Here is a 26,083-nt window from a genome sequence, read left to right on the forward strand (position 1 = left end):
GAGCGCAGAACGCTTCAATGATCGGGGTCTTCGATTCAGGGTTGGGGGGACTGACTGTGCTGCGCGAACTCGCGGCGCGGTTCCCTCAGATTTCGTTCACGTACCTCGGCGATCATGCTCACGTACCCTACGGCAACCGGTCGTCCGAGGAGGTCGTGGACCTGACGCGTCAAGGTGTCGAGACGCTGTTTCGGCTTGGTGCGCGTCTCGTCATCTTGGGCTGTAATACCGCAACGGCAGTGGCTGCCCGGCAGCTTCAGCAGAATTGGCTGCCGAAGTCCCAATGGGGCGGACACAACATCCTGGGCATCGTTGCGCCGACGGTGGAAGCTGCGACGCAGACACCCTGGGCCGTTACAGCCCCGCAATATCCGCAGAAGTACAATACCGACATCATTGCCGTGTTCGGCACCACCAGAACAATTTCTTCGAACGTCTACAGAGAAGAGATTCGCAAACGCTGCCCAAAAGTCGTGGTCGTGCAGCAGATTTGCGCGAACTTAGCTGGAGCGATTGAGCACGAGGCGCCAGAAGCGGAACTGGATGCTCTGGTGCAAGAGGGGGTAGCCGGTTTACTGTCCCAGACCCACGACACGCCGCCGCATCGTGCGATTTTAGGTTGCACGCATTTTCCTTTGGTGGAGCATCTCTTCGCGCGTCATCTGCCCCCATTCACGCGCATTCTGTCCCAGCCGCAGATCGTCGCTGATAGTCTCGAAGATTATCTTCACCGTCGTCCGCATTTTGTCGCTGATAGTTCCTCCATAGCGAATCAATCCCATGTCCGCCTCATGACGACGGGCAATGCGCGGGAGGCCAGCTCGCTGGCCCAAGTTTTCTGGCCAGATGCTCCATCCTTCGAATCTGCATTAGAGTACACACGTTCCTAGGCTTGCTTCCTTGCCACAATTGCGTTGCATATCCGGCGCGCTTCACTTGAACTGAACGATTGTAAGCGAAAGGGCTCGACAAGCCCACCTGGTCTTTGTCTACAATCGGTGCGGGAACGGTGAAATGTGGCGGTGACGATGCCCAAATGGCAGATACTCACGATACGGAGCGGGCAACCGGAGACCTTACTGGAAGCCTCAAAAGACTGGAGCTGGGAACAACGCCTATCAGCGCGGATGTCTTTCTCGCTAGTCTATCACGACATGCTCAATGATCTCATGCGGTATGGCACACCCCAGCGATTCTACACGCGTGATTTTGCTGGTGCCGCAGTCAGCGCGCACGCGTGGCGAACGGGCAGTAATGTGTGTCTGTACGCAACCACAGTTGCATTTGACGGGACACTGCCTCCCGCGGATAGCGATGCTGGTCTCGACGCGTTAGCTTACGAAGCCCTGGATCAGACTTCAGTTTCGATCATCACGTGCTTCGGCAAAACTTGGCTTTTCGAGCAAACGCAGGGAGAGCCCATTCTGTCGCCGTTGTTAGCAGCGTATGTGGATGTCGCTGCCGCACCGAAGGGTTTTTGTGAAGATGGGGAACGCCAATCGCCTTTCGAAAGCAGTTCCCGCACCGGTCTAGCCTCTAAAAACGATACCATCGACGTCAACGAAAACTATGCGTGGCTCGATACGTGGCTGCTTCGCGGCGAACCTATGCCCTTCGGCTCACCCAGGAACCGATAAACATCTGGCGGGTGGCGAACAAGGGATCAGCCGCTGAGGCCGTAACATTTCCAAGAAAAAAGCGCCGTTGGATTTCAACGGCGCTTTTTTATTCTTTTATCGAGAAGGCTTACGCATCGCGGCGCGGGCGACGGTCACGACGCGGACGATCTCCGCGGTCTCCGCCGCCTGTATCTTCAGCTTCGCCTTCAGCACGGGGAATTTCCTGGCCCGTGGACTGATCGACAACCTTCATGGACAGGCGAACCTTGCCACGGTCGTCGAAGCCAAGGAGTTTGACGTAAACTTCCTGACCTTCCTTGACCACTTCACTGACGGTTTCAGGACGACCCTGGCTCAGTTGCGAAATGTGAACCAGACCATCGCGGGCGCCGAAGAAGTTCACAAAGGCACCGAAGTCCATAACCTTAACGACCTTACCCTTGTAGATCGTGCCAACCTCAGGCTCGGTGGTGATGGAGCGGATACGGCTCAGAGCTGCTTCAATCGACTCACGCTTAGCGGCTGCGATCTTCACCGTGCCGTCGTCATTGATATCGATCTTGGCACCCGACTCTTCGACGATCGAACGAATAACCGAGCCACCCGAACCGATGACTTCGCGGATCTTGTCCGTCGGGATCTGGATCGTTTCGATACGTGGCGCGTGTTCGCCCAGTTCCGAACGCGCATCCGTCAGAGCCTTCGACATCTCTTGAAGGATATGCATGCGGCCATCTCTGGCCTGATCAAGTGCCACCCGCATAATCTCTTCCGTGATGCCGGTAATCTTGATGTCCATCTGAAGCGAAGTGACGCCGTTGGTCGTACCCGCGACTTTGAAGTCCATATCGCCGAGGTGGTCTTCGTCGCCGAGAATGTCGGAGAGAACGGCGAACTTGTCGCCTTCCTTGATCAAGCCCATGGCAATACCGGCGACGGGCGACTTGAGCGGGACGCCAGCGTCCATAAGTGCCAAGGACGTGCCGCACACCGTCGCCATCGAAGACGACCCGTTACTTTCGGTGATTTCGGACACCACGCGGATGGTGTAGGGGAATTCCTCCGCCGTCGGCATCAGAGGATGCACGGCGCGCCATGCGAGCTTGCCGTGACCGATTTCACGACGGCCGGGGCTCCCCATACGGCCCGTTTCACCCACGGAGTAGGGGGGGAAGTTATAGTGAAGCAGGAAGCGCTCCTTGCGCGTTCCTTCGAGCGAATCCACAAACTGCTCGTCTTCACCGGTGCCAAGTGTCGCCACGACCAGAGCCTGGGTCTCACCACGCGTGAACAGCGCGGAGCCATGCGTACGCGGCAGAACATCAACCTCCGACATGATCGGGCGAACCGTCTTAAGATCGCGTCCGTCGATGCGATGCCCCGTGTCGACCACGGATGAGCGCATGATGTCGGACTCGAGCGCTTTGAATGCGCTGGCAAGCAGACCCTTGTCTTCAGGCGCATCTTCAGGAACTTCGATTTCCGCGAAGACCTTTTCCTTGACGGCGGCAACCATGTCGTTGCGCTTTTGCTTCTCGGGCGTCGAGAAGGCAACCTTTAGATCTGCCTCAGCAATGGCGCGGACAGCTTCCTTGTACTTGCCCGTGTCGGGAAGCGTGATGTCCCAGGGTTCCTTGGCGGCAGTCTCAGCCAGCTTGATGATGGCCTGGATGACCGGCTGGAAATGCTCATGGCCGAACATCACGGCCTTTAGCATAACGTCTTCGCCCAGTTCCTTGGCTTCAGACTCGACCATCATGACCGCGTCTTCGGTGCCTGCGATCACGAGATCCAGCTCGCTTTCGGCCATCTCGTCCAGCATGGGATTGAGGACAAGCTCACCATTGATGCGACCAACGCGTGCCGCAGCGATCGGCCCGAGGAAGGGAACGCCGGACAGCGTCAGCGCTGCAGACGCAGCGACCATGCCGAGAACGTCAGGATCGTTCTCCATGTCGTGGGAAAGAACGGTGACGATGACCTGAACTTCGTTTTTGAAGCCCTGCACGAACAGCGGGCGAATGGGGCGGTCAATGAGCCGCGACGTCAACGTTTCCTTTTCCGTCGGCCGGCCTTCGCGTTTGAAATAACCACCGGGGATCTTGCCGGCCGCGTAGGTCTTTTCCTGGTAATTTACGGTCAACGGGAAAAAGTCGATGCCCGGCTTGGGCTGCTTGGCAGCGACTACGGTCGCGAGCACGCTGGTCTCACCGTACTGTGCATAAACGGCGGCGTCGGCCTGGCGCGCCATGTGGCCCGTCTCGAGGCGCAGCGGACGCCCCCCCCAGTCAATTTCCACGCGATGAATGTCGAACATGCTTTTCGTCTTTCGTTTCGGTCTTTGTTTCGTACGAGCGCGGTTCTAGCGCATTTTCAGCGATAGCAAAAAGTTTCCAGTCACAAGGCGCGCCCTATCGCGGAGCGGCCGAGACCGTCCCGCGTTGCAGGCACAAAAAGTTCACTAAAAAGCGAACCGCACAAATGTTGGTGTTTGTAGAATTCGCACTTGGACAGGCTCGGGCGGTAGATGCTGCCGCCAGACCTGACGGCAGCATCCCACATGAGCGGACGTGTCAAAATTTGCGCCCTAGGCCAAGCCGCGCGCGATAAAACGCGCAAATTAACGGCGGATGCCGAGGCGTTCGATGAGCTTCTGATAGCGAGAAACGTCCTTAGCCTTGACATAGTCCAGGAGATGGCGCCGCTGGCTTACCATTTTGAGCAGACCACGACGTGAATGGTTGTCTTTCTTGTGGGTCTTGAAGTGCTCAGTAAGGTAAGTGATGCGTGAGGTCAGAATAGCGATCTGAACTTCTGGAGAACCGGTATCGCCTTCTTTCGTTCCGAACTCCTTTACGAGTTCGGCCTTGCGTTCTGCCGTAATCGACATCGGGATCGTCCTTTCAATTCGAGAAGATACGGAAAGCTTCAGAGCTTTCCCTAGGCGGCCACAGCCGGGATGTCGTCCAGCTGGGTCACAAACATACAACGCGGGCCCATGGGACCCGCGTCGTTGGGGGCTTTATACACGAATACGCGCTCGTGACCAGCATCTTTCGATGCACCTGCGGGCTTGATTCCCGGTAAAGCTGCGTCGCAGGGCAATCAAATTAACGATAAGATGATCACCGCCCTAGATTGAAGACGCGGTTCGGCCTGAGTTGACCTTTTTCCGCGTCACCGATGGCGACGAGCTGTCCCTTGCACATGGCGAAAAACCCGCCTGTGAACACGGGGGCGTCGCGACCGCGCAGAAGTATGGTCTTGCCACGGGCCAGTTCAGACGCGTCCGAAGGGGTTACGGAGAGTTCCGTTAGGTCTTCGAGGGCCGACTCGACGGGTTGGAGATATGAGTCCAACGCTTCCGCTCCGCCTTCCTCGTGGGCGGCCACAAGCTCATCCATGGAAACGGCTTCTTCCTCCGTAAATGAGCCGACGGCAAGGCGCCGGAGCTCACTTACATGGCCATAGCAGCCCAAGGCCCGTCCGAGGTCGCGCGCGATCGCCCGCACATAGGTCCCCTTGCCGCACTCCGCTTCAAAAATCGCGGAGTTCGCATCGACCGCGCCAAGCAGACGTAGATCGTCAATGTTAACAATGCGCGGCTGCAGCTCGACAACCTCGCCGTCTCGGGCGAGATCGTAAGCGCGGTTTCCTGCCACCTTGATCGCTGAGAACTGCGGCGGTACCTGGCTGATTTCGCCTGTGAATTGCGGCAACAGCGCTTCGATCTCAGCAACGGAGGGGCGCGTCTCGGAGCTTGCTACGATCTCGCCTTCCGTATCGTCCGTCGTGCGCTCGTTCCCCCAGGTCACAGTAAAACGATATGCCTTCTCGCCATCAACGGCATAGGACACAGTCTTCGTTGCTTCACCGAAAGCGATCGGCAGGATACCTGTTGCCAACGGATCGAGTGTCCCGGCATGGCCTGCCTTCTGTGCATCGAACAGGCGTTTCACTGCGCCCAGCGCTTGGGTCGACGTGCGACCGAGCGGCTTGTCGAGGACGAGCCAACCGTTGACCGCCCTACCTTTCTTTCTTCGTGCCATATGGTGCTCTGCTGATCGGCCGAGAGTGACATATCCAGCCGCGCGTTGAAGACTAATGCTCAGTCGTTTTCCAGGTCCCGTCGGACGGTGGGGCTGTGCAGCAACTCGTCGATACGCAGCGCTTCATCAAAGCTCCGGTCGGCACGGAAACGGAGTTCCGGGGCATACTTCAAGTTAACGGCATGCGCAATCTCGCCACGTAAAAACCTCTTATTCCGATCGAGCGCGGCAAGAACAGGTTCCATCGCCTCGCCACCGCCAAGCGGCATGACGAATATCGTCGCAAGCTTCAGGTCCGGTGACATACGAACCTCAGGAACCGTGATGACATGTGCCCCGAGGACGTCGTCGTGAATCTCACCGCGCGTTAGCATCTCGGCTATCGCATGCCGGATCATTTCTCCAACGCGCAACTGCCTTTGCGACGGGCCCGCTCCGGCGGGAGATTTGGAGGATCGTTTCGCCATATCAGTTCCGTTGACGGGTCGAAGACCAGCCGTGCCGGTCAACTTCATCCATGACATCGCGGCGGGACAAGCCATTGCCGCTATGACGTCAAAGGGGTCGTGCCGTCAGCCGGCCCGACCCCAAACGATCGCCAAGCGATCGGATGTGACTACAGGGTGCGAGCCAGTGTCTCGACCTGGAAGCACTCGATCACGTCGCCCTCGCGTAGGTCCTGATAATTCGCGAAGGACATACCGCATTCCTGACCTACGGGAACTTCCTTCACGTCATCCTTGAAGCGCTTCAGGATTGACAGGCTGCCCTCATGGATAACGACATTGTCGCGGATCAGGCGAACTTTGGCTCCGCGCTCAACCTTGCCTTCCGTTACACGGCAGCCAGCTACTTTGCCGACCTTAGTGATATTGAAGACCTGCAGGATCTCCGCATTTCCAAGGAATATTTCGCGGATCGTCGGCTCAAGCAGACCGGACATCGCCGCCTTAACGTCATCAACGAGGTCGTAGATGATGTTGTAGTAGCGGATCTCGACACCCTGACTATCGGCGGCCTGTTTGGCTTGGGCGTTGGCGCGAACGTTGAAGCCAAAAATGACAGCGTTCGAGGCGTTCGCCAAAACGACGTCGGACTCTGTGATACCGCCAACGCCGGAGTGCACGATACGCGCTTCGACCTCGTCGGTGCCCATCTTCTTGAGAGCGCCCGCGATGGCTTCGATAGAGCCTTGCACGTCACCCTTGATGACGAGCGGAAACTCTTTCTTGCCCGCTTCGTCCTTGAGCGTTTGCATCATTTGCTCAAGCGTACGCGGCGACCCAGCGGAGCCCAACTTTTCGCGCCGTTTGCGAACACGATAGTCGGTGATCTCGCGGGCACGAGCTTCGTTCTCAACAACGGCGAACTGATCACCTGCTTCAGGCGCCGCATCGAAGCCCAAAACCTCGACAGGAACAGACGGGCCCGCCTTAGCGACGTTCTTTCCGCGATCGTCAATCAACGCGCGGACGCGGCCCCATGCGGTGCCGGCAACGACGATGTCACCAACGGCCAACGTACCGCGCTGAACGAGAACGGTGCCTACCGGACCACGACCGCGTTCGAGCTTAGCCTCGATGACAATACCTTCCGCATTGCGCTCGGGATTGGCCTTGAGATCAAGAATTTCAGCCTGCAGAGCGATAGCCTCGAGTAGTTTGTCGAGGTTCATTTGCTTCAGCGCGGAAACCTCAACTTCGAGTGTCTCACCCGACATGGTTTCGACAACAACCTCGTGCTGCAGCAGTTCCGTGCGGACGCGGTTGGGATCGGCCTGCGGCTTATCAATCTTATTGATAGCCACGATCATCGGCACATCCGCAGCCTTGGCATGGTTGATCGCCTCGATGGTCTGAGGCATCACACCATCGTCGGCAGCAACGACCAGCACGACGATATCCGTGACCTTGGCGCCGCGTGCACGCATGGCCGTGAAGGCTGCGTGGCCTGGCGTATCGATGAACGTGATTTTCTGGCCGGAGCCCGTCTCAACCTGATACGCGCCGATATGCTGCGTGATACCGCCAGCTTCTCCCGAGACGACATTCGCCTTCCGGATAGCGTCGAGAAGCGAGGTTTTACCGTGGTCGACGTGCCCCATAATAGTGACTACGGGAGCACGCTGCACGAGTGTCTCATCGGCATCTGTTTCACCGATAAAGCCCTCTTCAACGTCGGCTTCGGAAACGCGCTTTGACGTATGACCAAACTCGGAGACGAGCAGTTCCGCCGTGTCGGCGTCGATCACGTCGTTGATCTTATGCATCTCGCCCTGCTTCATCAGGTACTTGATGAGATCGACGGCGCGTTCGGCCATGCGGTTGGCGAGTTCCTGAATAGTAATCACTTCAGGAATAATCACCTCACGCGCAATCTTTTCGCGCGGCTGAGCGATACCCATCGCCTTCAGCTTCTCGCGTTCGCGCTTACGCTTCAGAGATGCAAGCGAACGTTCGCGGTTTTCGCGATTAAGAAGCTGATCAACCGTCAGCTTACCGCGCTCACGACGTTCATCACCGGTGCGTGTCGCTGTACGCGATGGCTTGCCGCCACGCTTGTTGCGACCGTCCTCGTCCTCCATCTGCTGTTGTTGCGGAGCGGGAGCTGGCCGTTGCGCACGCTGCGGCTTGGCGACGATCGGCTCATCACCTCCATCGGCCTGACCGCGAGGCGGACCGGGCAATCTAATTTCTTTCGGCTTGCCGCGCTCGCGCGGCTGGAACTGCGTGTCGAGCGAGCGTGGCGCGCGCTGACGTGCAGGCGCATCGCCTTCGGAAGACCTACCCGATGGCCGCCCTTCCCCGCGCTGCGGGCCGTCGCTCTTCCTCGCCGGTGCGGCCGAGCTTTTTGCGCGTGGCTGTTCGCGAGCCGGAGGCGCAGACTTCGCCGGTTCAGGTGCGGGCGCGCTCTTTACTTCTTCGACAGCTGGTGGCGCAGGTTCCGCAGCGACCTCTACAGGCTCGGGTGGAGCTTCTGGCGCTGCCGTCGGCTGTTCGCTTTTTTCGGCGACAGGCTCTTTAGCCGCTTCCGACTCTTTTTCCGCCTTAGCCTGGCTTTCTTCGCGCGCCTTTCGCTCAGCCTCCTCAGCATCTTGTGCCGCCTTAGCCGCCTGCAAAGCGCGCTGACGAGCTTCAACTTCGCTGCTGGATAGCTTGTCACCAGACGCCGTATCAGCACTTGGTGCAGGACGCGGCGGTGCGCTGGCCGGCTTGCGCGCTACAGGCGCGGCTGGCTGCTGCGGGGTCGCCGGTGTTATCTCTTCTGCGCCTTGTTGACCTGGCGTAGCGAGCTTGCGCGATTTGCGCTTCTCCACCACGACGGCCTTCGAGCGGCCATGGCTGAAACTCTGCCGAACATGACCGGACTCGACGGTGCGTTGTAGAGAGAGCTGTTTGCGCCCACCTCGAATGGTCTTGTCGGTGGAGTCTTTCGTGTCCGTCATTCGATATCCGTTCAACTCTCTTCGTGTGATCTCAATCCGCGGCGTGATCTAAGATCGTGTCACGGTACGCCGTTGCGCGTTTGGCAATAGCGTTGCCGTATGATGATCGCGTCATCGGTTCTGGTCGGCACCACAGGGCGGAAATAGTCTCCCCATAGTAGAAGTGCCGGGGTCTTGATCCGCAGCGTTTCGCTGCCGGTATTCGGGCTCGGGCTCGGAATAACCCCTGCGCGAGAGCCAATCAATTCTTTGCAGCCTATCATGGCGAACCAACCTTTGCTTCGCCAGAAGCTGCTTTAGCGGTTACAGGAGGGGCAATGCCTCGACGGTAGCGGGCTAATCTTTCAGCTTCACCCACAAATCGCTTCGCCGCCCCTCCGGGTGTGAGGGCAGCATGTACCACATTTGAGCGCCCCATGGCCAAGCCGATTTCATCAATTGTCAGAATATCAATGATGATTGGCTTAAAGCCACGGTCCGCCGCGATAGCGGTATACTTGCGATCCAACTTGTCACAACCGTCGCGGGCAGCATCAGCTCCGTGTACCAGGGTCGCGATGCGTTCGCGTTCCAACCGCGTATTTATCTTATCGAAGCCACAAACAACGAGGCCTGCCTTGTTGGCGAGCGCGAGGGCTTCGACAACGCGCTGCGTCAATTGACGCTCAACCAAACCGGGAAGATCTTCGGAAACTTCTACCTTACGCTTTAGGCTTCGGGCAAAAGCACGTGCTTTAACGGCAGCGGAGATACTTTCCCTATCGGCCGTAACCCATACGCCGCGACCAGGCAATTTATGTGTCAGATCAGGATATATAGTGTCGCCGGGGCCGGCGACAAATCGGATCAGATCGCCGGTTACCCGCTCAGAACGCGTGAGGGCGCATTGACGGAAGAGGTCTTTCCCTTCCATCCGGCTGGCCTCTCGAATGTCTGGCCGTTCATTTGCGACCACGCGTTGCTGCTCCAATCGTTGAACATCTCCATCGCCCTAGTCGGACGAACCGGCATCGCCGGCATTCGTTTTGCCTGCAGGCTTAGGTGTACCTGAAGAGAAAACGGCTTCAATTTCTTGCGCCTGTGCATCTGCTTCGGAAGGCGCGGCTTCTTCAGCCTCTTCTTCCGGCTCAGCAGATGATGCGAGGTCTTCCGCACTGATCCAGCCTGCCTGAACGCGGGCTGCCATAATCAGTTCTTCAGCCTCTGTGCGTCCGATCTCCATGCCATCAAGGATTCCCTTGTGGCGCACCGGCTCGCTATCTTTTTCGCGCTTACGCTCGACCCAGCCGACGAGGTCATCTGTGGCGCAGTCGGCCAAATCTTCGACGGTCTTGATGCCGTTTTCACCAAACGCGACCAGCATGGCGCTCGTTACGCCAGAAACCTGGCCGAGTTCATCGGCGACACCGAGCTCGCGACGACGCGCATCACGCTCATTCTCGATACGCTCAAGAAAATCGCGCGCACGTGTCTGGATCTCGTTCGCGGTATGCTCATCGAAGCCTTCGATATGTGCGATTTCGGAGAGATCGACGTAAGCGACCTCCTCAATCGAGGCGAAGCCTTCGGTCACCAATAGCTGCGCGATCACCTCGTCAACATCGAGTTGGTCCATGAACATGTTGGACCGCTCGACAAATTCCTTCTGGCGGCGTTCGCTTTCTTCCTGCTCCGTGAGGATATCGATATCCCAGCCCGTCAACTGCGACGCAAGACGCACGTTCTGACCGCGACGGCCGATCGCCAGTGAGAGCTGATTTTCCGGGACCACGACCTCGATCTTGTCGGTATCTTCGTCGAGGACGACCTTGCTCACTTCTGCAGGCGCGAGCGCGTTAACGATGAACTCTGCGGGATCGGGACGCCACTGAATGATGTCGACCTTCTCGCCCTGCAGTTCATTGACAACCGCCTGGACGCGCGAACCGCGCATACCGACGCAAGCGCCGACCGGATCAATGGACGAATCCTTGGAAATAACCGCGATCTTCGCACGTGACCCGGGGTCGCGAGCAACCGATTTGATCTCCACAATGCCGTCGTAGATTTCAGGCACTTCCTGCGCGAACAGCTTCGACATGAATTCAGGGCGCGCACGCGACAGGAAAATCTGCGGGCCGCGTTGTTCCTGACGCACATCGTAGATGTAGGCGCGTGCACGGTCTCCGTAACGGAAATTTTCACGCGGGATCATCTCGTCGCGACGGATGATGGCCTCGGCGCGTCCGAGATCGATGATGACGTTGCCGTACTCGACGCGCTTTACGGTACCGTTGACGATTTCGCCGATGCGATCCTTGTATTCGCCGTATTGGCGCTCACGCTCGGCTTCACGAACCTTCTGGACGATCACCTGCTTGGCGTTCTGCGCAGCGACACGGCCGAAGTCCAACGGCGGCAGCGGCTCAACGATCAGGTCGCCAGCTACGGCGCCCGGCTGACGGCGTTGTGCGCCCTGTACCGAAATTTCAGTCGAGTCATTTTCGACGTTCTCGACGACCGTGATCACACGGGAGAGCTTCGTCTCGCCAGTCTTGGGATCGATCGTGCAGCGGATATCGTTTTCCGCGCCGTAACGGGACTTTGCCGCCTTCTGGATCGCATCTTCCATCGCCTGGATCACGATCGTTCGATCGATCGATTTCTCGCGGGCGACAGCGTCTGCAATCTGCAAGAGTTCGAGACGGTTGGCGCTGATACCTGCCATCGCCATGTTGCCTAGTCCTCCAAATCCACTTCGTCGCCGGGACCTACGTCGTTACCGGCATCGTCTGTTTGCCTTGACTTCTTCGCCCGACGCAAGGCTTCGCGCACAAGTTCATCCGTCAAGACCAGCTTGGCATCGCTCACCAGCGAAACCGGAAAGCCAACAACCGTCGGACCAACCTCAGGAAGATCGACCTCCATACGGATCTCACCATCCTCGAAGCCTTCAAGCCGCCCACGGAAGCGTTTGCGGCCGTCCACTATTTCGCTCAGTTCGACCTTCGCCTCGTGATCAGCCCAGTCCTCAAAATCGGATGGACGCACGAGAGGTCTATCAATCCCGGGCGAAGAAATCTCCAAGCGATAGCTGCCTGAGATAACGTCGTGAACATCCAGCAGCGGTGATAGCTGGCGAGAGATCGTCTCGCAATCATTCACCGTAATTGTACCGTCGGGGCGTTCGGCCATGATCTGAACGATCTTGCCTTCACGTCCTTGTATGTGTACTCGCACGAGCCGGAAACCAAGATCCTCCAGGACTGGTTCAGCAAGTTCGGCCACTGCCGCTGCCAATCCTGTCTCCCGGAAAAAGCGCTCGCGCGACGCGCTCGTATCGCCCGCCACAGAGGCCCTCGTCAAATACTGTCGCTAATTCCCAAATGCCATTCCCAAAACAAAAAGAGCGGACCCAGAGGGCCCACTCCCAGAGTTGAGATGATCATGAGCAATTCAAGACTACGTGAAGACTTAGGCACTTGCAAGCGCCTTGTGAAGTTTTTTGAACATTTTGATGGCACAAAATAAGCAGTCTGCGGCTGTACTTGCTCAAGCATTTCGCAGAAAGCGGAAGAAATAGCATCGCCGACCTTCACGGAGGGCTTTTGCTTGGTAGCGGGTCGATGGCCAGTCGTCGGGGCGTAGGCGCCAGTCTTGAGGGCTCGCCGCTTGCCAAGAAAACGGGCTGTCTTGCAAAGCGATGAGCGCTGTGCGGGCATAGTCGCCAATATCGGTGGCGATCCGTAACTCGCCCCCTGCCGCCATGACCCGTGCCAGCTCCGAGATCAGAGATGCGGACACCAAACGGCGCTTATGATGCCGCCGCTTCGGCCAGGGATCTGGAAATAAGATAAACGTTCGGTTGATGCTGGCCGGTGGAAGCCAACGCAAAACCTCGCGCGCATCATCGACATACAAACGAATATTTTGGAGTTCATTCTCCTCAATGGCCGTCAAAGCCTTGACGACGCCGTCCTCGAACGGTTCGCAACCTATCAAACCAACAGAGGGATGATGGGCCGCCTGCCAGATCAAGTGTTCCGCCCCGCCGAAACCGATCTCTAGCCAAACTTCACCGACATTCGCGGAAAAGAGCTCTGTTAGTGACCGAGGCCTCGGTTGGGTGACTTCGAGAGCCAACCTGGGCAGCAGTTCTCGCATGAGCTGTTGTTGGCGCGGACTTAGCGTCCGCCCACGTCGACGGCCGAAGGAACGGAGATCAGCTGGAATTCCTTCACCCTTTTGTGTGGTTTCGCCCATCGCCCCGACCTACGTTGCGCAATTGCTTGGAGAATTCGGTTTCATCAACACAGCTGAACGCGTGAATTTCTATTTCTCTCTAAAAAATAGAACAAAACGGCCGCAACGCATGCGCTGCGGCCGTCCAGGTTCGTTCGACAGATTAAGCCGGCTGGATTTACAGCGCCGACTTAATGGCTGCGGCAAGATCGTCTTTTTCCCACGTGAAGCCACCCTGATCGTCTGGTGCACGGCCAAAATGGCCATAAGCTGCCGTGCGAGCATAGATCGGGTTGTTCAGGTTCAGGTGCTCGCGGATGCCGCGCGGCGTCAGCTTCATGACTTCGCGGAGAACCTTTTCCAATTGGGCTTCATCCACCTTGCCTGTGCCATGCGTGTCGACGTAGATCGACAGTGGCTCGGCAACGCCGATTGCGTAGGACAGCTGGATGGTGCAGCGCTCTGCGAGTTCCGCCGCCACGACGTTCTTTGCCAGATAACGTGCCGCATACGCAGCCGAGCGGTCCACCTTCGTCGGATCTTTGCCCGAGAACGCGCCGCCGCCATGGGGCGCCGCACCGCCATAGGTATCGACGATGATCTTACGTCCCGTGAGACCACAGTCACCATCCGGGCCGCCGATCACGAACTTACCCGTTGGGTTTACGTGCCAGACGGTATCGTTCGACACCCACTCAGCGGGAAGAGTCTTGAGGATATAGGGCTCGACGATTTCACGTACCTGTTTGGACGTGAGATCAGGATCGATGTGCTGCGTCGACAAAACGATCTGCGTGACAGCAACGGGCTTGCCGTTTTCGTAACGCACGGTCACTTGGCTTTTCGCATCCGGTCCAAGCTTAGCAGCGGCACCCTCTTTCGCTTTGCGCGCCTTTGCCAGAACCTCAAGAATCTTGTGGCTGTAGTAGATCGGTGCCGGCATCAGCTCCGGCGTTTCACGGCAGGCATACCCGAACATGATGCCTTGGTCGCCGGCACCTTCGTCCTTGTTGCCGGCTGCATCGACGCCAACTGCGATGTCAGCGGACTGCGGATGCAATAGAACATCAATGTTCGTGTTGGCCCAGTGGAAGCCTTCCTGCTCGTACCCGATGTCTTTGATCGCTTCGCGAATCTTCGCGCTGATCATTTCGGTGGTGACCGTGGACGGCCCACGCGTCTCGCCGGCAACGATTACCTGGTTGGTCGTCGCCAATGTCTCGCACGCGGCACGAATCGACCAGGGATCGATGCCTGCCTTGGGCCCTTCACGGTAAAAAAGATCGACGATCTCATCAGAGATACGATCGCAGACCTTGTCCGGATGACCTTCAGAGACCGATTCACTGGTAAATAAATAGGATGTGCGTGCCAAGCTCGCTCCCTCCATTTGCATTTCATTTTCGATGGGAAGTTGCGGGCCTTGTCGCAAGGTTTTAGGGGCGGGTCAAGGCTAGCCCCTGAAACGGGGCCTTGTCGCAGGACGTCTCAGTCCTGCGATTCTTCGTTCGCCAGCGAGCGAACTAGCTCGACAACAGCACGTCGAACGCGCGCGTCCGGAATGCGAGCGAACGCCTTGTTGAGCTCAAAGCCTTCGCGGGTCGTAATGAGATCCGGCACATACTCCGCGGACGCGTCCGCCATGCCTGTGGCTTCGGCAGAATCTCCATTTGGCACCTCGTCATAAAAGAACTGAATCGGCACCCCTAGAACGCGCGCCATGTCGAACAACCGACTTGCGCCAATGCGATTTACACCCTTCTCGTATTTTTGAATCTGCTGGAAAGTCAGTCCCAATCGTTCGCCAAGTTTTTCCTGGCTCATCCCCAGCAGCATACGCCGTAATCTGACACGAGCACCGACATGAACGTCTATCGGGTTCGCCCGGCGCGCATTGCGCTCTTCCTCCACAGTATTCTTGTTATTAAAATCGTTGCCCATGCGAAATACCGGCTCCAAAGTTTACCTTACAGCCTACAGCACGATCGCGTCAGTAAGCAGGACGGACCACGCTCAAACAATTTAAGCTTTGTTATTTGCTGGGTGATCTATACTATAGAGTGCATCAATGCCACCCACTTCGGCAAAATCGTGCCAAGATGTGGTCATTCCTTACTATGAAAGTTGCATTTCATAGTAGAAGCGGTGCTGTGAAGCCACACCTTTGACACGTCTTATCGTGCCGCATAGCGATTATACTGGACAATAATCCACGTCGTTAGGCTCAACGCGAGCACGCAAAGTAAAAATAGACCGTCGCCATATTGAGCATAAATGGTTGCAGGGCGTGGCTGGGGAAGCTGCGTATCGAGTGTTCCGACCTCGTTAAGATCGAGCTTTCCAATAATACGACCGAACGGATCGATCACAGCGGATATACCGTTATTGGCGACGCGTAATAGGGCCACGCCTTCTTCAACCGCGCGCAAACGCGCTTGATGTAAATGCTGGTGCGGGCCCGTCGTATTACCAAACCAGCCATCGTTGGTCGCATTCACAAGTAGAGCTGGACGATCCTCGCCTTGAACAACTGCTGCGGGAAAAATCGCTTCGTAACAAATCAATGGAGAGAAAGGCGGAAGCCCCGGGACGGAAACTAAGGGACGTGGCGTAGGGCCAATTGAAAAACCGCCGCGGATCCGCGTCAAACTTTCCAAACCAATGGCTTCGAGGAATTCTTGAGCAGGCAGATACTCTCCAAATGGCACGAGGTGAATCTTGTCATAGATTGCCCGCGTCTCCCCCTCAGGTCCAAAAGCGATGATCGAATTATAAACCTGACGCTTAGGGAGCGTACTTGGCCGCAACTCATCACCAACGCTGGCCTTTTCCAAGCGCAACGCGCCTGCTACGAGAAATGTGTTTGCAGGCAATAACGTGCCAATTGCAGAAAGCGCGTCCGGCGTTGAAAGTGGTAGAAAAGGCATCGCGGCCTCTGGCCAGAAGACATGCGTAACGCCTTCTAAATCATCCTGTTTTCCAGATTCGGAAATGCGCGACAGACGCAGATGTTCTGCGAAAATTCGTGGCTGCTCGCTCGCCAACCATTTTTCGTGCTGAGGAATGCTCGGCTGTACGATGCGCAATTTTACGCCGTCCACAAACGAATTGGGACCTGGAGCGAGGACCAGTGCTCCATAGATGAATAGTGCAGCTAAAGGCGTCACGGTGAGCGCGACAATTTTCGCTCCGGGACGCGGGGTGCGTGGGTCGGCCAGTACGATCACCGGTGTCGCGGCAATCAACACAGTGAGCAATGTCAATCCGTAGATGCCGAACACGGCCGTAGACTGCATCAAATACAACGGCTGTGTTAACGCATAGCCCAGCACGTTCCAGGGGAAGCCTGTGAAGATATGACCTCTCAGCCATTCCCCGACACCGAAGGCGACAGCCAAAACCGCAACGCGGGATAGTCCGGGCACCCAGAAGCTTCGCGCCGCAGCTGCTGTCACCGCGGTGAACAGCGCAAGGCCCGCTGGCATAAGCGTAACGGCAACGGGCAAAAGCCATCCGAAGATGTGCGCTTCCACCAAGAATGCTTCGCCGATCCAAAACAATCCGAAGAAGAAGTAACCGAAGCCAAACCACCAGCCGTCGAACGCTGCCCTCTTCAAGCTCGTGCGCCATGCCCGCGTGTGTGTCGCTTTGTCAGCCTCAGCATGTGCAAGCGCTTGATCAGATGTTCCATCGATCAACCAGATCAAAACTGGAAGAGTAAAGAACAGTACCGGCCAGAGAAAGAATGGTGCCATGGCGAGCACCGATAGGGCTCCTGCGAGAAACGCGATGCCACGGCGGCGCCATCCTACGGCTTCTCTGACAACCTTAGCCACAGAGGCCAATCGCCGAAGGACACGAGGTGGCTTACGCGCGCTCCGCTGCGGACGATCGATTGTTTCGCTCCCCGTCACGGACGGTTAGCTTTCGCCGACGGACGCGGTCGCAGGACTCGGCTCGGAGTCGGCTTCCGCAACAGGAACGTGAATTTTCAGCTTCTTGACGCGGCGCGGATCAGCGTCCAGCACCTCGAACTCCAGGCCGGAGTGATGTTTGACAAGTTCCCCCCTCGCTGGGACACGCCCCACGATCGTGAACACCAAGCCGCCGAGCGTATCGATCTCTTCCTCTTCTTCGCTCGACAAAATCTTACGATCGAGGAGTTTTTCCAGCTCTGCGACCGGCGCGCGTGCAGACGCCACAAGGCCCAGCTTCGGATCTTCGGTGATGTTGGGAACTTCGGCCTCGTCGTGTTCGTCTTCGATATCGCCGACGATCTGCTCAACCAAATCTTCAATCGTCACGAGGCCATCCGTGCCTCCGTACTCATCGACGACAAGCGCCATGTGAATACGCGTCGATTGCATTTTGATGAGCAGGTTCATAGCGGGCATGGACGGAGGCACATACAGAACCGGGCGTTTGATCCGAGCAACCGAGACTGGCCGGGTCAAATCTATGGTGCCTAGATTGAGACTGGCAACCGTGGATGACAGCGCTTCTTCAGACGGATCTCCACTCGCACTGTCTGCGGCCTCTTCAACCGGTGCAGGCGGTGTAACCTCTCGGCCGGCTTCGGTCATGACCCAACGGAAGAAATCCTTGATGTGGACCATTCCGCGCGGATCATCGAGTGTCTCTGCGAACAAGGGAACGCGAGAGACGCCCGCGCGCTCGAACGTCTCGAGCAGATCGGCAATGGAGTCGCTTTCGTCGATCGCGATGATATCGGCACGTGGCACCATGATGTCTTCGACGCGACTGGCACTGAAATGCAGCAAACGCAGCAGCATCTGCCGTTCCTGCGCACTGAAGGAATCGCTCGGTCCTGCCTCGCCCTGCAATGCGTATTCAAGCGTGTCACGCAGTGTTTGGCCGCCCGGCAGTCCAAGCCGTGAGCGCAGAGTGTTAAACCATCCAAAGGCCGTCGAACTTCGAGCATCGTCAGATGTGGACGTCGCGTCGCCGTTGGTGCTTGTCGTGTCGTCGGTACTCATTTCCGTATCACTATTTTCCAATACAATCGCACACTGAGTTCATGATGCTCGGACGTGCTCAGCACGTCAGGTGTGCGTCTTCATTCTTCGGAATCGGCTTCGATGGGCGCATATGGATCAGCAATATCGAGTGTCGCCAGAATGCGCGTTTCAAGTGCTTCCATGCGTGTCGCCTCTTCGTCGGTTTCATGATCGAAACCCACGAGATGGAGAAGACCATGGACGACCAGATGCTGAAGATGGTGGCTTGTCGGAATGCGCATGGCCGCGGCTTCGGCCGCCACCGTTTCTGCAGCGAGCACGATATCGCCAATAAAACGCTGCGCTCCGCTTCCAACAGGGAGGCCTGAAGCGACAGGGAACGACAAAACGTTGGTAGGGCTTGGCTTTCCACGATAGGCAGCATTGAGCGTGGCTACATGCTCATCGGAAGATAGAGCCAATGCGGCACTGGCCCCTGCAAGCTCTGCTTCGGGCTCTGTTGCTGCGGCTTGGGCAGCACGACGTATGATGTTGTCGATATCGGGAACGCTGGACCAATCACCAGCTTCGTGCACGACATCGAGTTCAATAGTCTGCGCAGCTGGACTAGGAGGTTCGCTGCCGTCTTGCTCGCTGCCTTCGCTTGAGCGTCTACTGTCGCAGGGATCGTTCATCGCGGGCGCTGGCCCTCAGAGGCCTTATCGTACGCAGTTACAATGCGCGCCACGAGATCGCGGCGCACGACATCCGTATTGGAAAACCGGATTGACTGAATGCCTTCGACGTCTTGCAGGAGACGAACTGCCTCTTCCAACCCGGACGTTTGCCCTGGCGGTAGATCAATCTGACTTGGGTCGCCTGTGACGACCATTTTTGCGTTCTCTCCCAAACGGGTCAGAAACATCTTCATCTGCATGCTCGTCGTATTCTGCGCTTCATCCAGAATAACGAAAGCGTTGGCGAGCGTTCGGCCGCGCATGAAAGCGAGTGGAGCGACTTCGATGACACCCGTCTCGATGTCGCGCTCAACCTTCTCGGGCGGCAGCAGATCATAAAGCGCATCGTATAGGGGACGCAAATAGGGGTCGACCTTGTCGCGCATGTCGCCGGGCAGAAACCCCAGACGCTCACCTGCCTCTACGGCTGGGCGCGACAGGATCAAGCGTTCAACGAGCCCACGCTCCAGGCAGTGGGCGGCATAGGCGACGGCAAGATAGGTTTTCCCCGTGCCCGCAGGGCCAATCCCGAACACCAGATCGACACGTTCCATCGCGCGCATATAGGTGCTTTGGGCGGGTGTCCGCGCCTTGACGACACGACGGCGGGTCGCGATCTGAGCTTGTCCATCCGTTGCTGGTGTTTCCTGCCTGGCATGGCGGATTAGGCCATCGAAATCGCCCGCGCCGATCGGTTCGCCATTCGCGATCCGCCGATAAAGCTGTTCCAGAACGTCTCGGGCCAACCCGACTGCTGGCTCCGAGCCTGTCAGAATGATGACGTTGCCATGAGCATGCGCCTCTACGCCAAGGCGATCCTCAATAAGAGCTAGGTGACAATCGAACTCTCCCAACAACTGTGTCAGGAAGCGATTGTCTTCAAAGGGCACGACGATGCGTTTGGAAACGCCTTGCGATCTTTGGGCGCGCCCAGGCCCGGTCACGGATTGCCCGCGAAAGCCTGTCAAATTAGAGGTCTCCCATGCCCGGCCCTTACGTTGGCTTCACAACCACCCAGTTCTTCAGTTGCTAGCATAACTGGCCGCGATTCCGAATCAACCTGATAGGTGGACATTCATACTCCGCTTTCAAGCAGCTCGTATGACACCCGACAACGACTTCATGCCGGCGGCTGAGATTTCCACTGGAATGACACGTCCAAGGTATTCTGGAGCCCCTTCAACATGAACGGGTTGCAGATACGGCGAACGACCAACGAGCTGTCCCGCCTGACGGCCTGGACGTTCAAACAGCACCTGCACTATTTTGCCAACACAGCCCTCATTGAAACGCGATGCCTGAGCTTCAAGACGTTCCTGAAGGCGATGGAGGCGCTCGGTCTTGACGCCTTCGGGCACCTGTTCTGCAATTTTTGCAGCCGGTGTACCAGGACGGGCAGAATATTTGAATGAGAAGGCCTGGGCGAAACCAATTTCCTCGACGAGCGCAAGCGTTGCGTCGAAATCTTCCTGCGTTTCACTCGGAAAGCCCACAATGATATCGGTGGACAATGCGATGTCCGGCCGGACTTTGCGCAGGCGCTCGATCACGCGACGGTAGTCATCCGCGGTGTGTTTGCGGTTCATGGCGGCCAGAATGCGGTCGCTGCCTGACTGAAAAGGCAGGTGTAGGTACGGCATCAGTTTTTCCTGATCCCGGTGGGCCGCAAACAAATCTTCGCTCATATCGTTGGGGTGGCTGGTCGTGTAACGCAAGCGCTCAAGGCCATCGATTTCGGCTAGGCGATTTATCAACCCGGCAAGCGAACATGTGGCTCCGTCGGGTCCTTCGCCGTGGTAGGCGTTTACGTTTTGACCCAGCAACGTCAGCTCGCGAACGCCACGCGCGACGAGGCTTTCCGCTTCCGCGACGATCGCGGCGACCGGACGCGAATACTCCATACCTCGCGTGTAGGGTACGACGCAGAACGTGCAGAATTTATCGCAACCCTCCTGAATCGTAAGGAATGCCGACGCGGGTGCGATTTGAGTTCCAGGAACCGTGGCCGCGCGCGCAGGAAGATTCGCGAACTTGTCCTCTTCTGGAAAAGCCACCTCGACAATGCGCCGGGATTCGCTTTGCGCTCGGAAAACGAGTTCAGGCAGACGGTGATAGCTTTGCGGGCCTATCACGAGATCAACGACCGGCGCGCGGGCGATAATCTCAGATCCCTCGGCCTGAGCGACGCAACCGGCTACGGCGACGACGGTGTTCTTACCAGCCTGGCGCCGTTCTTCCTTCACTTCACGGATGCGTCCGAGATCGGAATAGACCTTCTCCGCCGCTTTTTCGCGGATGTGACACGTATTCAAAACAATGAGTTCAGCGGATTCCGGCGTATCGGCCACGGTATAGCCGTACTGCGCCAAAGCCTCGGTCATCCGTTCGGAGTCGTAGACGTTCATCTGGCAACCGAACGTCTTTACGAAGACCTTCTTGGTCCCCGGCATTGTGCACTCTCCGTCAGAGTCAGAATTAAACTCCGTCAGCTTGGACACGTCGCACCCTTATATTTTCCAGTATTGCAGCGCTTTGCGCCGGGGTCTTCCATGACGATCCTGTGATGGGTAAATTCCCGTAAAAACAGGTCTTTGCCCTCATTGTGACGGTCGTCACCAAGGATTTAGTGACACAAAGAATTTGTTGGTGCAATGCACCCGAATTGAGGTGGTGAATAGCGTGTGTTTGTCGCAGGGCACGCTGAAACGCCGACGTTTCTTACCCGTAACTACGTTTCGCTTCCGACTGTGGCGGAGAAGCACCCTCAGCCTCGGACGGCGTTTGGGCTGGTTCGAGCAACTCGTCGGACGTTACACCGCGCATGATGCGTACGTGTTCCTTGCGGATTTCTTCCTCGCTGTATTTGGCGAGCGCTTTGCGGTCCATGAAGGCATCGAGCGGTACCGGCCGCCCAATCTTGATCACGGCATCTATCGGTCCAGCCTGCAACAGCTGCCAAGCGTGCGGCGCCATGTCCATATCGCCATACCAGCCCACCAGCGGCCGGTCTGCGCGTGACAAAGGGATGCCGTGCAACCGTGTGTAAGCAATGGTGAGCGTTTGCACGAGAACCTGACGGTTCTCCGGCGAACTCCCAGCCGCGGGCGCGCTGGTCGCGTCCTCTTTGTCGCGCCGGATAGCGGCACGCAACGCGGAAGGCTTTGCTGCGGCAAACAACGACGTCTTGAATGGTAAGACGCGGTTGCCATCACTTGATGTCCCTTCGGCGAAGAGCACGAGCGAGTCCCCCGCACGTAGTCTTGTCAGGATTTCCTCTGTGGTGTCCCCCACAGATGCGCGCCGCTCGCGATCGATAAATATCGTTCGCTGCAATTTCGCCAATGAGGAAACGAATGGCCAAGCACCAACTTCCTTCTTCGCGATGAAGGAGACCGGCGCGACCGAGGAAATGACGGGGATGTCGAGCCAGGACGTGTGGTTTGATACGATAAGTACAGGGTTGTCGCGCGCAATATTGCCTTCGACCTGAACCCGCAAGCCCAGCAGCCGACAAACTTTTTTATGGTACCAGCTGGGGAAGCGCCTCGCGTAACGCGGGCTGAACCGGACAAATACCGCCTGTAGCGGCATCAACGGCAATGTCAGCCCCATAAACAATACCAGGATATTGCTGGCGCGGAGCCAACTCATGGGACGTTCGCAGGTTGGGCGCCGCAGCAAATGCCGCGCGCAAAGGGCCAAGTTGTGGTTTCGGCCATCGGCATGCCGAACTCCGTGGAATCGGGTTTATCGTAATTGGTTATAGGCCAGTGGGTCTGACCACGTCTATCGCCTGCGCATCACAGACTACAAGACAAAGTCAGAGCATCGCAGGAGGTCCCATCACTACGCTGGTAATAATTCTTGCGCAGACCGATCTGCTCAAAACCTAGTCTCTCATAGAGGGCAATCGCGGCGACATTATCAGCGGCGACCTCCAGATGAAGGCGTTCACCACCGCCGGCGGCTACGGCGCGCATCAAGCCTTCAACGAGACGTTTGGCAATACCTCGCCGCTGGAAAGGCGCACATACTCCAAGGGTCAGAATTTCTGCTTCATCGGCTGCTATGCGACCGATGATAAACCCAGCTGGCGCCGGAGGGTTTTCCGGGTGCAACCGCAGCTTGGCCACAAGCGCCGTGGCGCCAGGTGAGGCCAATAAGTTACGCAGGCTCTCCTCGCTCCAGGCTGGATCGAACAAGCCTGCGTGCATGCTGGAAACTTCAGCTGCCCCCTCGGCCTCGACCCACAGAAGACTTAGGTTCTTAAAATCCAGCTGATACTGATCATCGGACATCATATCGTAACTCGGGCTATTGATTTGCCGACTTGAGGCTTTGCGTCAGCCGGCCGCAAATAAAGTGGGTTCGGCGAACCAGCGGGTAGAATATGAGGTGCCATTGCTGCCAAGTCTTCGGCGCGAGGCAGCTCAATTGAAGCAAACACCCGATACTTTGCAGGCGCGTGACGAGCGACGGCATCCGCCGCGGAGCCTGCCAAGGCATAAATTCCCTCTGTGGCCTGGCTGGCTGCCTCTTCGGGGGTGAGGACTTGAGGTTCGCAGAGCGCTGCAAGTCCACCGCCACGCGAAAAGCGCTGCCAATAGACCTGTCCGCGACGCGCGTCGGCGGCGACTGCGATTGCTGACACGTCCGGCATATTGTTCAGATGCCGGGCAACTTGCTGTGCAACGACAGCAAGGCTCGTGGCGGTCACGACTGGAACATTCATCGCCAGCGCCAATGCGCGTGCTGCTGCTATCGCTATGCGCGTGCCGGTGAACGTCCCAGGCCCAACGGTTACAGCAATCCGATCGACATCCTCGAACGTAAGTCCGGCCGTGTCGACGACCTCAGAGATCATAGGAATCAAACGTTCCGCCTGACCTGTCGCCATCGGTTCGAACGCGCACGCGCGCACGCCTTCGCCGCCGTCGGAGAAGACGGCAGCGGAACAGGCATCAAGGCACGTATCAAAGGCCAGAATATTCATAGGAGGAGAGCCTATACTCTCCGAATTCAGAATTCACCTGTTTCGCACGGCGAATAGAATGATTTCGGCTGTCTATGATCGTGCAGGTTGCCTATCAAATGATCTGTGCCATCTCGGCAAATGCGAGACGCGGTCCTCTTGGGCGAAGCCCCGTGGGGTCGCCATAGCCGATATTGCAAAGGAAGTTCGACTTCGTATTTGTGCCGGCGAAGAATTCCTTATCAACGCCCGCGTTATCGAAACCGGACATGGGGCCACAATCGAGGCCCAGTGCTCGCGCCGCGAGGATCATATAGGCTCCCTGAAGCGAACCGTTGCGAAATGCCGTTTCTTGAATTTTAGACTCTTTGCCGGTGAACCAACTCCGAGCATCCGTGTGCGGAAAGAGTTTTGGTAGCTGTTCATAAAATTCGAGATCGTAGCCAATAATCACACACACGGGAGCCTGCATCGTCTTTTCGGCGTTGCCGGAGGACAGATACGGTTTCAACCGCTGCTTTGCTTGATCCGACTTCACGAACAGGAAGCGCGCCGGTGAACAGTTGGCGCTGGTCGGCCCCATTTTTGCGATGTCAACGAGACGTTCCAGAACCTCGTTGGACACCTCCTTATCCTGCCACTTGTTGTGGCTTCTGGCAGACAGGAAAAGTTGGTCGAGCGCGGCGTCTTCAAGCGGGTTTTTCTGCGTCAAAGCGGATCACCTCAGGCCAGTTGTTTCGATCGTAGGACTGATAAACGAAAAGCCCCGCCAATCTGACGGGGCCTCCCAAACTTCCTTCCAGGACAGGCCGTTGCCTGTGAGAGGCTAGACCGCCTGAACTTCCTGAACCTCTGGGCAGAAATGCCGCAACAAATTCTCAATGCCATGGCGCAGCGTCGCTGTTGATGACGGGCAGCCGGCGCAGGCTCCTCGCATATGTAGATAGACGACGCCGTCGCGGAACCCGGAAAATGTGATGTCACCACCGTCCTGCGCAACGGCAGGGCGAACACGCGTTTCCAAAAGGTCACGAATGGTAGCAACTATTTCCTCGTCCTTCGGATCGTAGCTACCGACAGCTGAATCATTGCCGGCTTCACTTTCTACGACCTGAGCATCCGACATATAGTGCTCCATGATCGCGCCAAGGACCATCGGCTTGAGATGCTGCCAATCGCCTTCGCCCTTGGTCACGGAGATAAAGTCGGCGCCGAAGAAAACGCCGTCCACACCGTCGATTTCAAACAGCCTCTGAGCAAGCGGCGACCCTGTGGTTTCGGCGCGGTCCCGATAATCGGCCGTACCGGATGCCAGGACCTGCCTGCCGGGGATGAACTTTAGCGTTGCGGGGTTCGGCGTTAGCTCGGTCTGGATAAACATGGGTCCATCGTCTCCCGATTTATGGCCGTGCGCCGACGTTATCATAACTTACGTCGATCCGGCCTGCACGGCAGTTATTAGAATTATTCTAGTCTTAGATAGACGAGATGATGGAAAAAGTCGATACCTGCGGAGAGAACCGCAACCCGAAAACTCCCATTCGACCATCAAAATCACACGCTTAGGCGAGTGATTTGATCTCTTCAAGGGTCAGACTTCCTGGAACGATCGTTGCAGGAATAGGGAAGGGTCCCCCGGTGGAGCCAGATGCCAGGGAGGAAACGAGCGGGCCTGGACCGTCCGATCCGGTAGCGGCGCCGAGAACAAGGATGGCGATGTCCTCATCTTCGTCAATGACGCGGACGATCTCTTCAGCCTCATTACCCTCGCCGATGACCTCTTCGGTCGACACGTCTTCGAAGCCGGATTGATTGAGCTTGCGACGAAAGAGGCGGAAGAGCGCCTTTGCTTTGGCAGTTTCTTCTTCAATGTGGACCTGACGCACGCCCATCCAGTGTTGAAATTCCTGCGGCTGAATGACGTACAGCATGACGATCGAACCGCCAGAATGCTGCACACGGCTTGCCGCGTAATACAACGCCGCGTTGACTTCCTCGGAGTTGTCTATGACGAGGAGAAATTTGCGCCGGTGGCCGGCTTCGAATGAAAGGCGTTTTTTCATCATGCTTATGCTGCCATCT

General features: G+C 57.2%; 25 protein-coding genes. 2 read left to right on the plus strand and 23 right to left on the minus strand.

All coding sequences use genetic code 11. The annotated features are described in order from the left end of the window. The first annotated feature begins 17 nt into the window (after positions 1–17). Together K5845_RS11490 and K5845_RS11495 are read left to right on the plus strand one after the other, a co-directional pair. Positions 18–890 carry a glutamate racemase gene (locus tag K5845_RS11490; protein WP_046478237.1) on the plus strand — a complete coding sequence of 291 codons (873 nt, stop codon included), beginning with the start codon at positions 18–20 and terminating at the stop codon, positions 888–890. Positions 891–1,016: 126 nt separating this feature from the next. Beyond that, positions 1,017–1,637 carry a hypothetical protein gene (locus tag K5845_RS11495; RefSeq protein WP_287959024.1) on the plus strand — a complete coding sequence of 207 codons (621 nt, stop codon included), beginning with the start codon at positions 1,017–1,019 and terminating at the stop codon, positions 1,635–1,637. A 109-nt stretch (positions 1,638–1,746) separates the two neighbouring features. Here K5845_RS11495 and pnp read toward each other — a convergent pair whose 3' ends face one another. From pnp to K5845_RS11610, 23 genes are all read right to left on the minus strand, one after another. Next, positions 1,747–3,936, minus strand: a complete 2,190-nt coding sequence (pnp, locus tag K5845_RS11500; protein WP_046478235.1) for a polyribonucleotide nucleotidyltransferase — start codon at positions 3,934–3,936, stop codon at positions 1,747–1,749. A gap of 303 nt (positions 3,937–4,239) precedes the next feature. Further along, positions 4,240–4,509, minus strand: a complete 270-nt coding sequence (gene rpsO, locus K5845_RS11505) for a 30S ribosomal protein S15 (protein WP_046478234.1) — start codon at positions 4,507–4,509, stop codon at positions 4,240–4,242. Between the two features lie 235 nt (positions 4,510–4,744). Next, a complete protein-coding gene (gene truB, locus K5845_RS11510) occupies positions 4,745–5,668 on the minus strand; it encodes a tRNA pseudouridine(55) synthase TruB (RefSeq protein ID WP_090225854.1) in 924 nt (307 codons plus the stop codon). A 59-nt stretch (positions 5,669–5,727) separates the two neighbouring features. Continuing rightward, positions 5,728–6,135, minus strand: a complete 408-nt coding sequence (gene rbfA, locus K5845_RS11515; protein WP_046480242.1) for a 30S ribosome-binding factor RbfA — start codon at positions 6,133–6,135, stop codon at positions 5,728–5,730. 149 nt (positions 6,136–6,284) lie between these two features. Beyond that, positions 6,285–9,113: a translation initiation factor IF-2 gene (gene infB / locus K5845_RS11520; RefSeq protein ID WP_287959025.1), complete on the minus strand. Its 2,829-nt coding sequence runs from the start codon at positions 9,111–9,113 to the stop codon at positions 6,285–6,287. 59 nt (positions 9,114–9,172) lie between these two features. Further along, positions 9,173–9,376 carry a hypothetical protein gene (locus tag K5845_RS11525; RefSeq protein ID WP_046478231.1) on the minus strand — a complete coding sequence of 68 codons (204 nt, stop codon included), beginning with the start codon at positions 9,374–9,376 and terminating at the stop codon, positions 9,173–9,175. Then, the gene (locus K5845_RS11530; protein ID WP_244464895.1) at positions 9,373–10,068 is read right to left on the minus strand and encodes an RNA-binding protein; all 696 of its coding nucleotides are present in this window, start codon (positions 10,066–10,068) and stop codon (positions 9,373–9,375) included. Before K5845_RS11530 ends, K5845_RS11525 begins: the two co-directional genes overlap by 4 nt. Before the next feature lie 36 nt (positions 10,069–10,104). Further along, positions 10,105–11,826, minus strand: coding sequence for a transcription termination factor NusA (gene nusA, locus K5845_RS11535; RefSeq protein ID WP_076605311.1), 1,722 nt, complete (start codon positions 11,824–11,826; stop codon positions 10,105–10,107). A gap of 5 nt (positions 11,827–11,831) precedes the next feature. Then, positions 11,832–12,458 (minus strand): ribosome maturation factor RimP, encoded by a 627-nt coding sequence (rimP, locus tag K5845_RS11540; protein ID WP_502814134.1) that lies wholly within the window; start codon positions 12,456–12,458, stop codon positions 11,832–11,834. A 186-nt stretch (positions 12,459–12,644) separates the two neighbouring features. After that, the gene (trmB, locus tag K5845_RS11545; RefSeq protein WP_090225860.1) at positions 12,645–13,355 is read right to left on the minus strand and encodes a tRNA (guanosine(46)-N7)-methyltransferase TrmB; all 711 of its coding nucleotides are present in this window, start codon (positions 13,353–13,355) and stop codon (positions 12,645–12,647) included. Between the two features lie 157 nt (positions 13,356–13,512). After that, positions 13,513–14,724 carry a methionine adenosyltransferase gene (metK, locus tag K5845_RS11550; RefSeq protein WP_046478227.1) on the minus strand — a complete coding sequence of 404 codons (1,212 nt, stop codon included), beginning with the start codon at positions 14,722–14,724 and terminating at the stop codon, positions 13,513–13,515. 98 nt (positions 14,725–14,822) lie between these two features. Beyond that, on the minus strand, positions 14,823–15,275 hold the full coding sequence (locus tag K5845_RS11555; RefSeq protein ID WP_046478226.1) for a helix-turn-helix domain-containing protein: 453 nt from the start codon (positions 15,273–15,275) through the stop codon (positions 14,823–14,825). A 233-nt stretch (positions 15,276–15,508) separates the two neighbouring features. Further along, positions 15,509–17,170 carry an apolipoprotein N-acyltransferase gene (lnt, locus tag K5845_RS11560; protein ID WP_287959027.1) on the minus strand — a complete coding sequence of 554 codons (1,662 nt, stop codon included), beginning with the start codon at positions 17,168–17,170 and terminating at the stop codon, positions 15,509–15,511. An 84-nt stretch (positions 17,171–17,254) separates the two neighbouring features. Then, positions 17,255–18,331, minus strand: a complete 1,077-nt coding sequence (locus tag K5845_RS11565) for a hemolysin family protein (RefSeq protein WP_287959028.1) — start codon at positions 18,329–18,331, stop codon at positions 17,255–17,257. Between the two features lie 80 nt (positions 18,332–18,411). Beyond that, positions 18,412–18,987, minus strand: a complete 576-nt coding sequence (gene ybeY / locus K5845_RS11570; protein ID WP_287959029.1) for an rRNA maturation RNase YbeY — start codon at positions 18,985–18,987, stop codon at positions 18,412–18,414. Beyond that, positions 18,984–19,997 carry a PhoH family protein gene (locus K5845_RS11575; RefSeq protein WP_170832379.1) on the minus strand — a complete coding sequence of 338 codons (1,014 nt, stop codon included), beginning with the start codon at positions 19,995–19,997 and terminating at the stop codon, positions 18,984–18,986. Before K5845_RS11575 ends, ybeY begins: the two co-directional genes overlap by 4 nt. Before the next feature lie 120 nt (positions 19,998–20,117). Further along, positions 20,118–21,479 carry a tRNA (N6-isopentenyl adenosine(37)-C2)-methylthiotransferase MiaB gene (gene miaB, locus K5845_RS11580; protein WP_046478224.1) on the minus strand — a complete coding sequence of 454 codons (1,362 nt, stop codon included), beginning with the start codon at positions 21,477–21,479 and terminating at the stop codon, positions 20,118–20,120. A 268-nt stretch (positions 21,480–21,747) separates the two neighbouring features. Beyond that, entirely contained in the window at positions 21,748–22,680 is a 933-nt protein-coding gene (gene olsA, locus K5845_RS11585) for a lyso-ornithine lipid O-acyltransferase (protein ID WP_090225873.1), read from the minus strand. A gap of 149 nt (positions 22,681–22,829) precedes the next feature. Then, complete coding sequence (locus K5845_RS11590) at positions 22,830–23,330, minus strand: GNAT family N-acetyltransferase (protein WP_046478222.1); 501 nt, start codon at positions 23,328–23,330, stop codon at positions 22,830–22,832. Continuing rightward, on the minus strand, positions 23,327–24,022 hold the full coding sequence (tsaB, locus tag K5845_RS11595; RefSeq protein WP_287959030.1) for a tRNA (adenosine(37)-N6)-threonylcarbamoyltransferase complex dimerization subunit type 1 TsaB: 696 nt from the start codon (positions 24,020–24,022) through the stop codon (positions 23,327–23,329). The genes K5845_RS11590 and tsaB overlap by 4 nt, the downstream gene beginning before the upstream one ends. Positions 24,023–24,116: 94 nt before the next feature. Further along, entirely contained in the window at positions 24,117–24,713 is a 597-nt protein-coding gene (locus K5845_RS11600; RefSeq protein ID WP_287959031.1) for a malonic semialdehyde reductase, read from the minus strand. Between the two features lie 114 nt (positions 24,714–24,827). After that, positions 24,828–25,382 (minus strand): NifU family protein, encoded by a 555-nt coding sequence (locus K5845_RS11605; RefSeq protein ID WP_090225878.1) that lies wholly within the window; start codon positions 25,380–25,382, stop codon positions 24,828–24,830. 181 nt (positions 25,383–25,563) lie between these two features. Then, positions 25,564–26,067, minus strand: a complete 504-nt coding sequence (locus K5845_RS11610; protein WP_046478218.1) for a universal stress protein — start codon at positions 26,065–26,067, stop codon at positions 25,564–25,566. Positions 26,068–26,083 lie beyond the last annotated feature (16 nt).

Source organism: Filomicrobium sp., from assembly GCF_025698805.1.
In the GTDB taxonomy this organism is placed as follows: domain Bacteria; phylum Pseudomonadota; class Alphaproteobacteria; order Rhizobiales; family Hyphomicrobiaceae; genus Filomicrobium; species Filomicrobium insigne.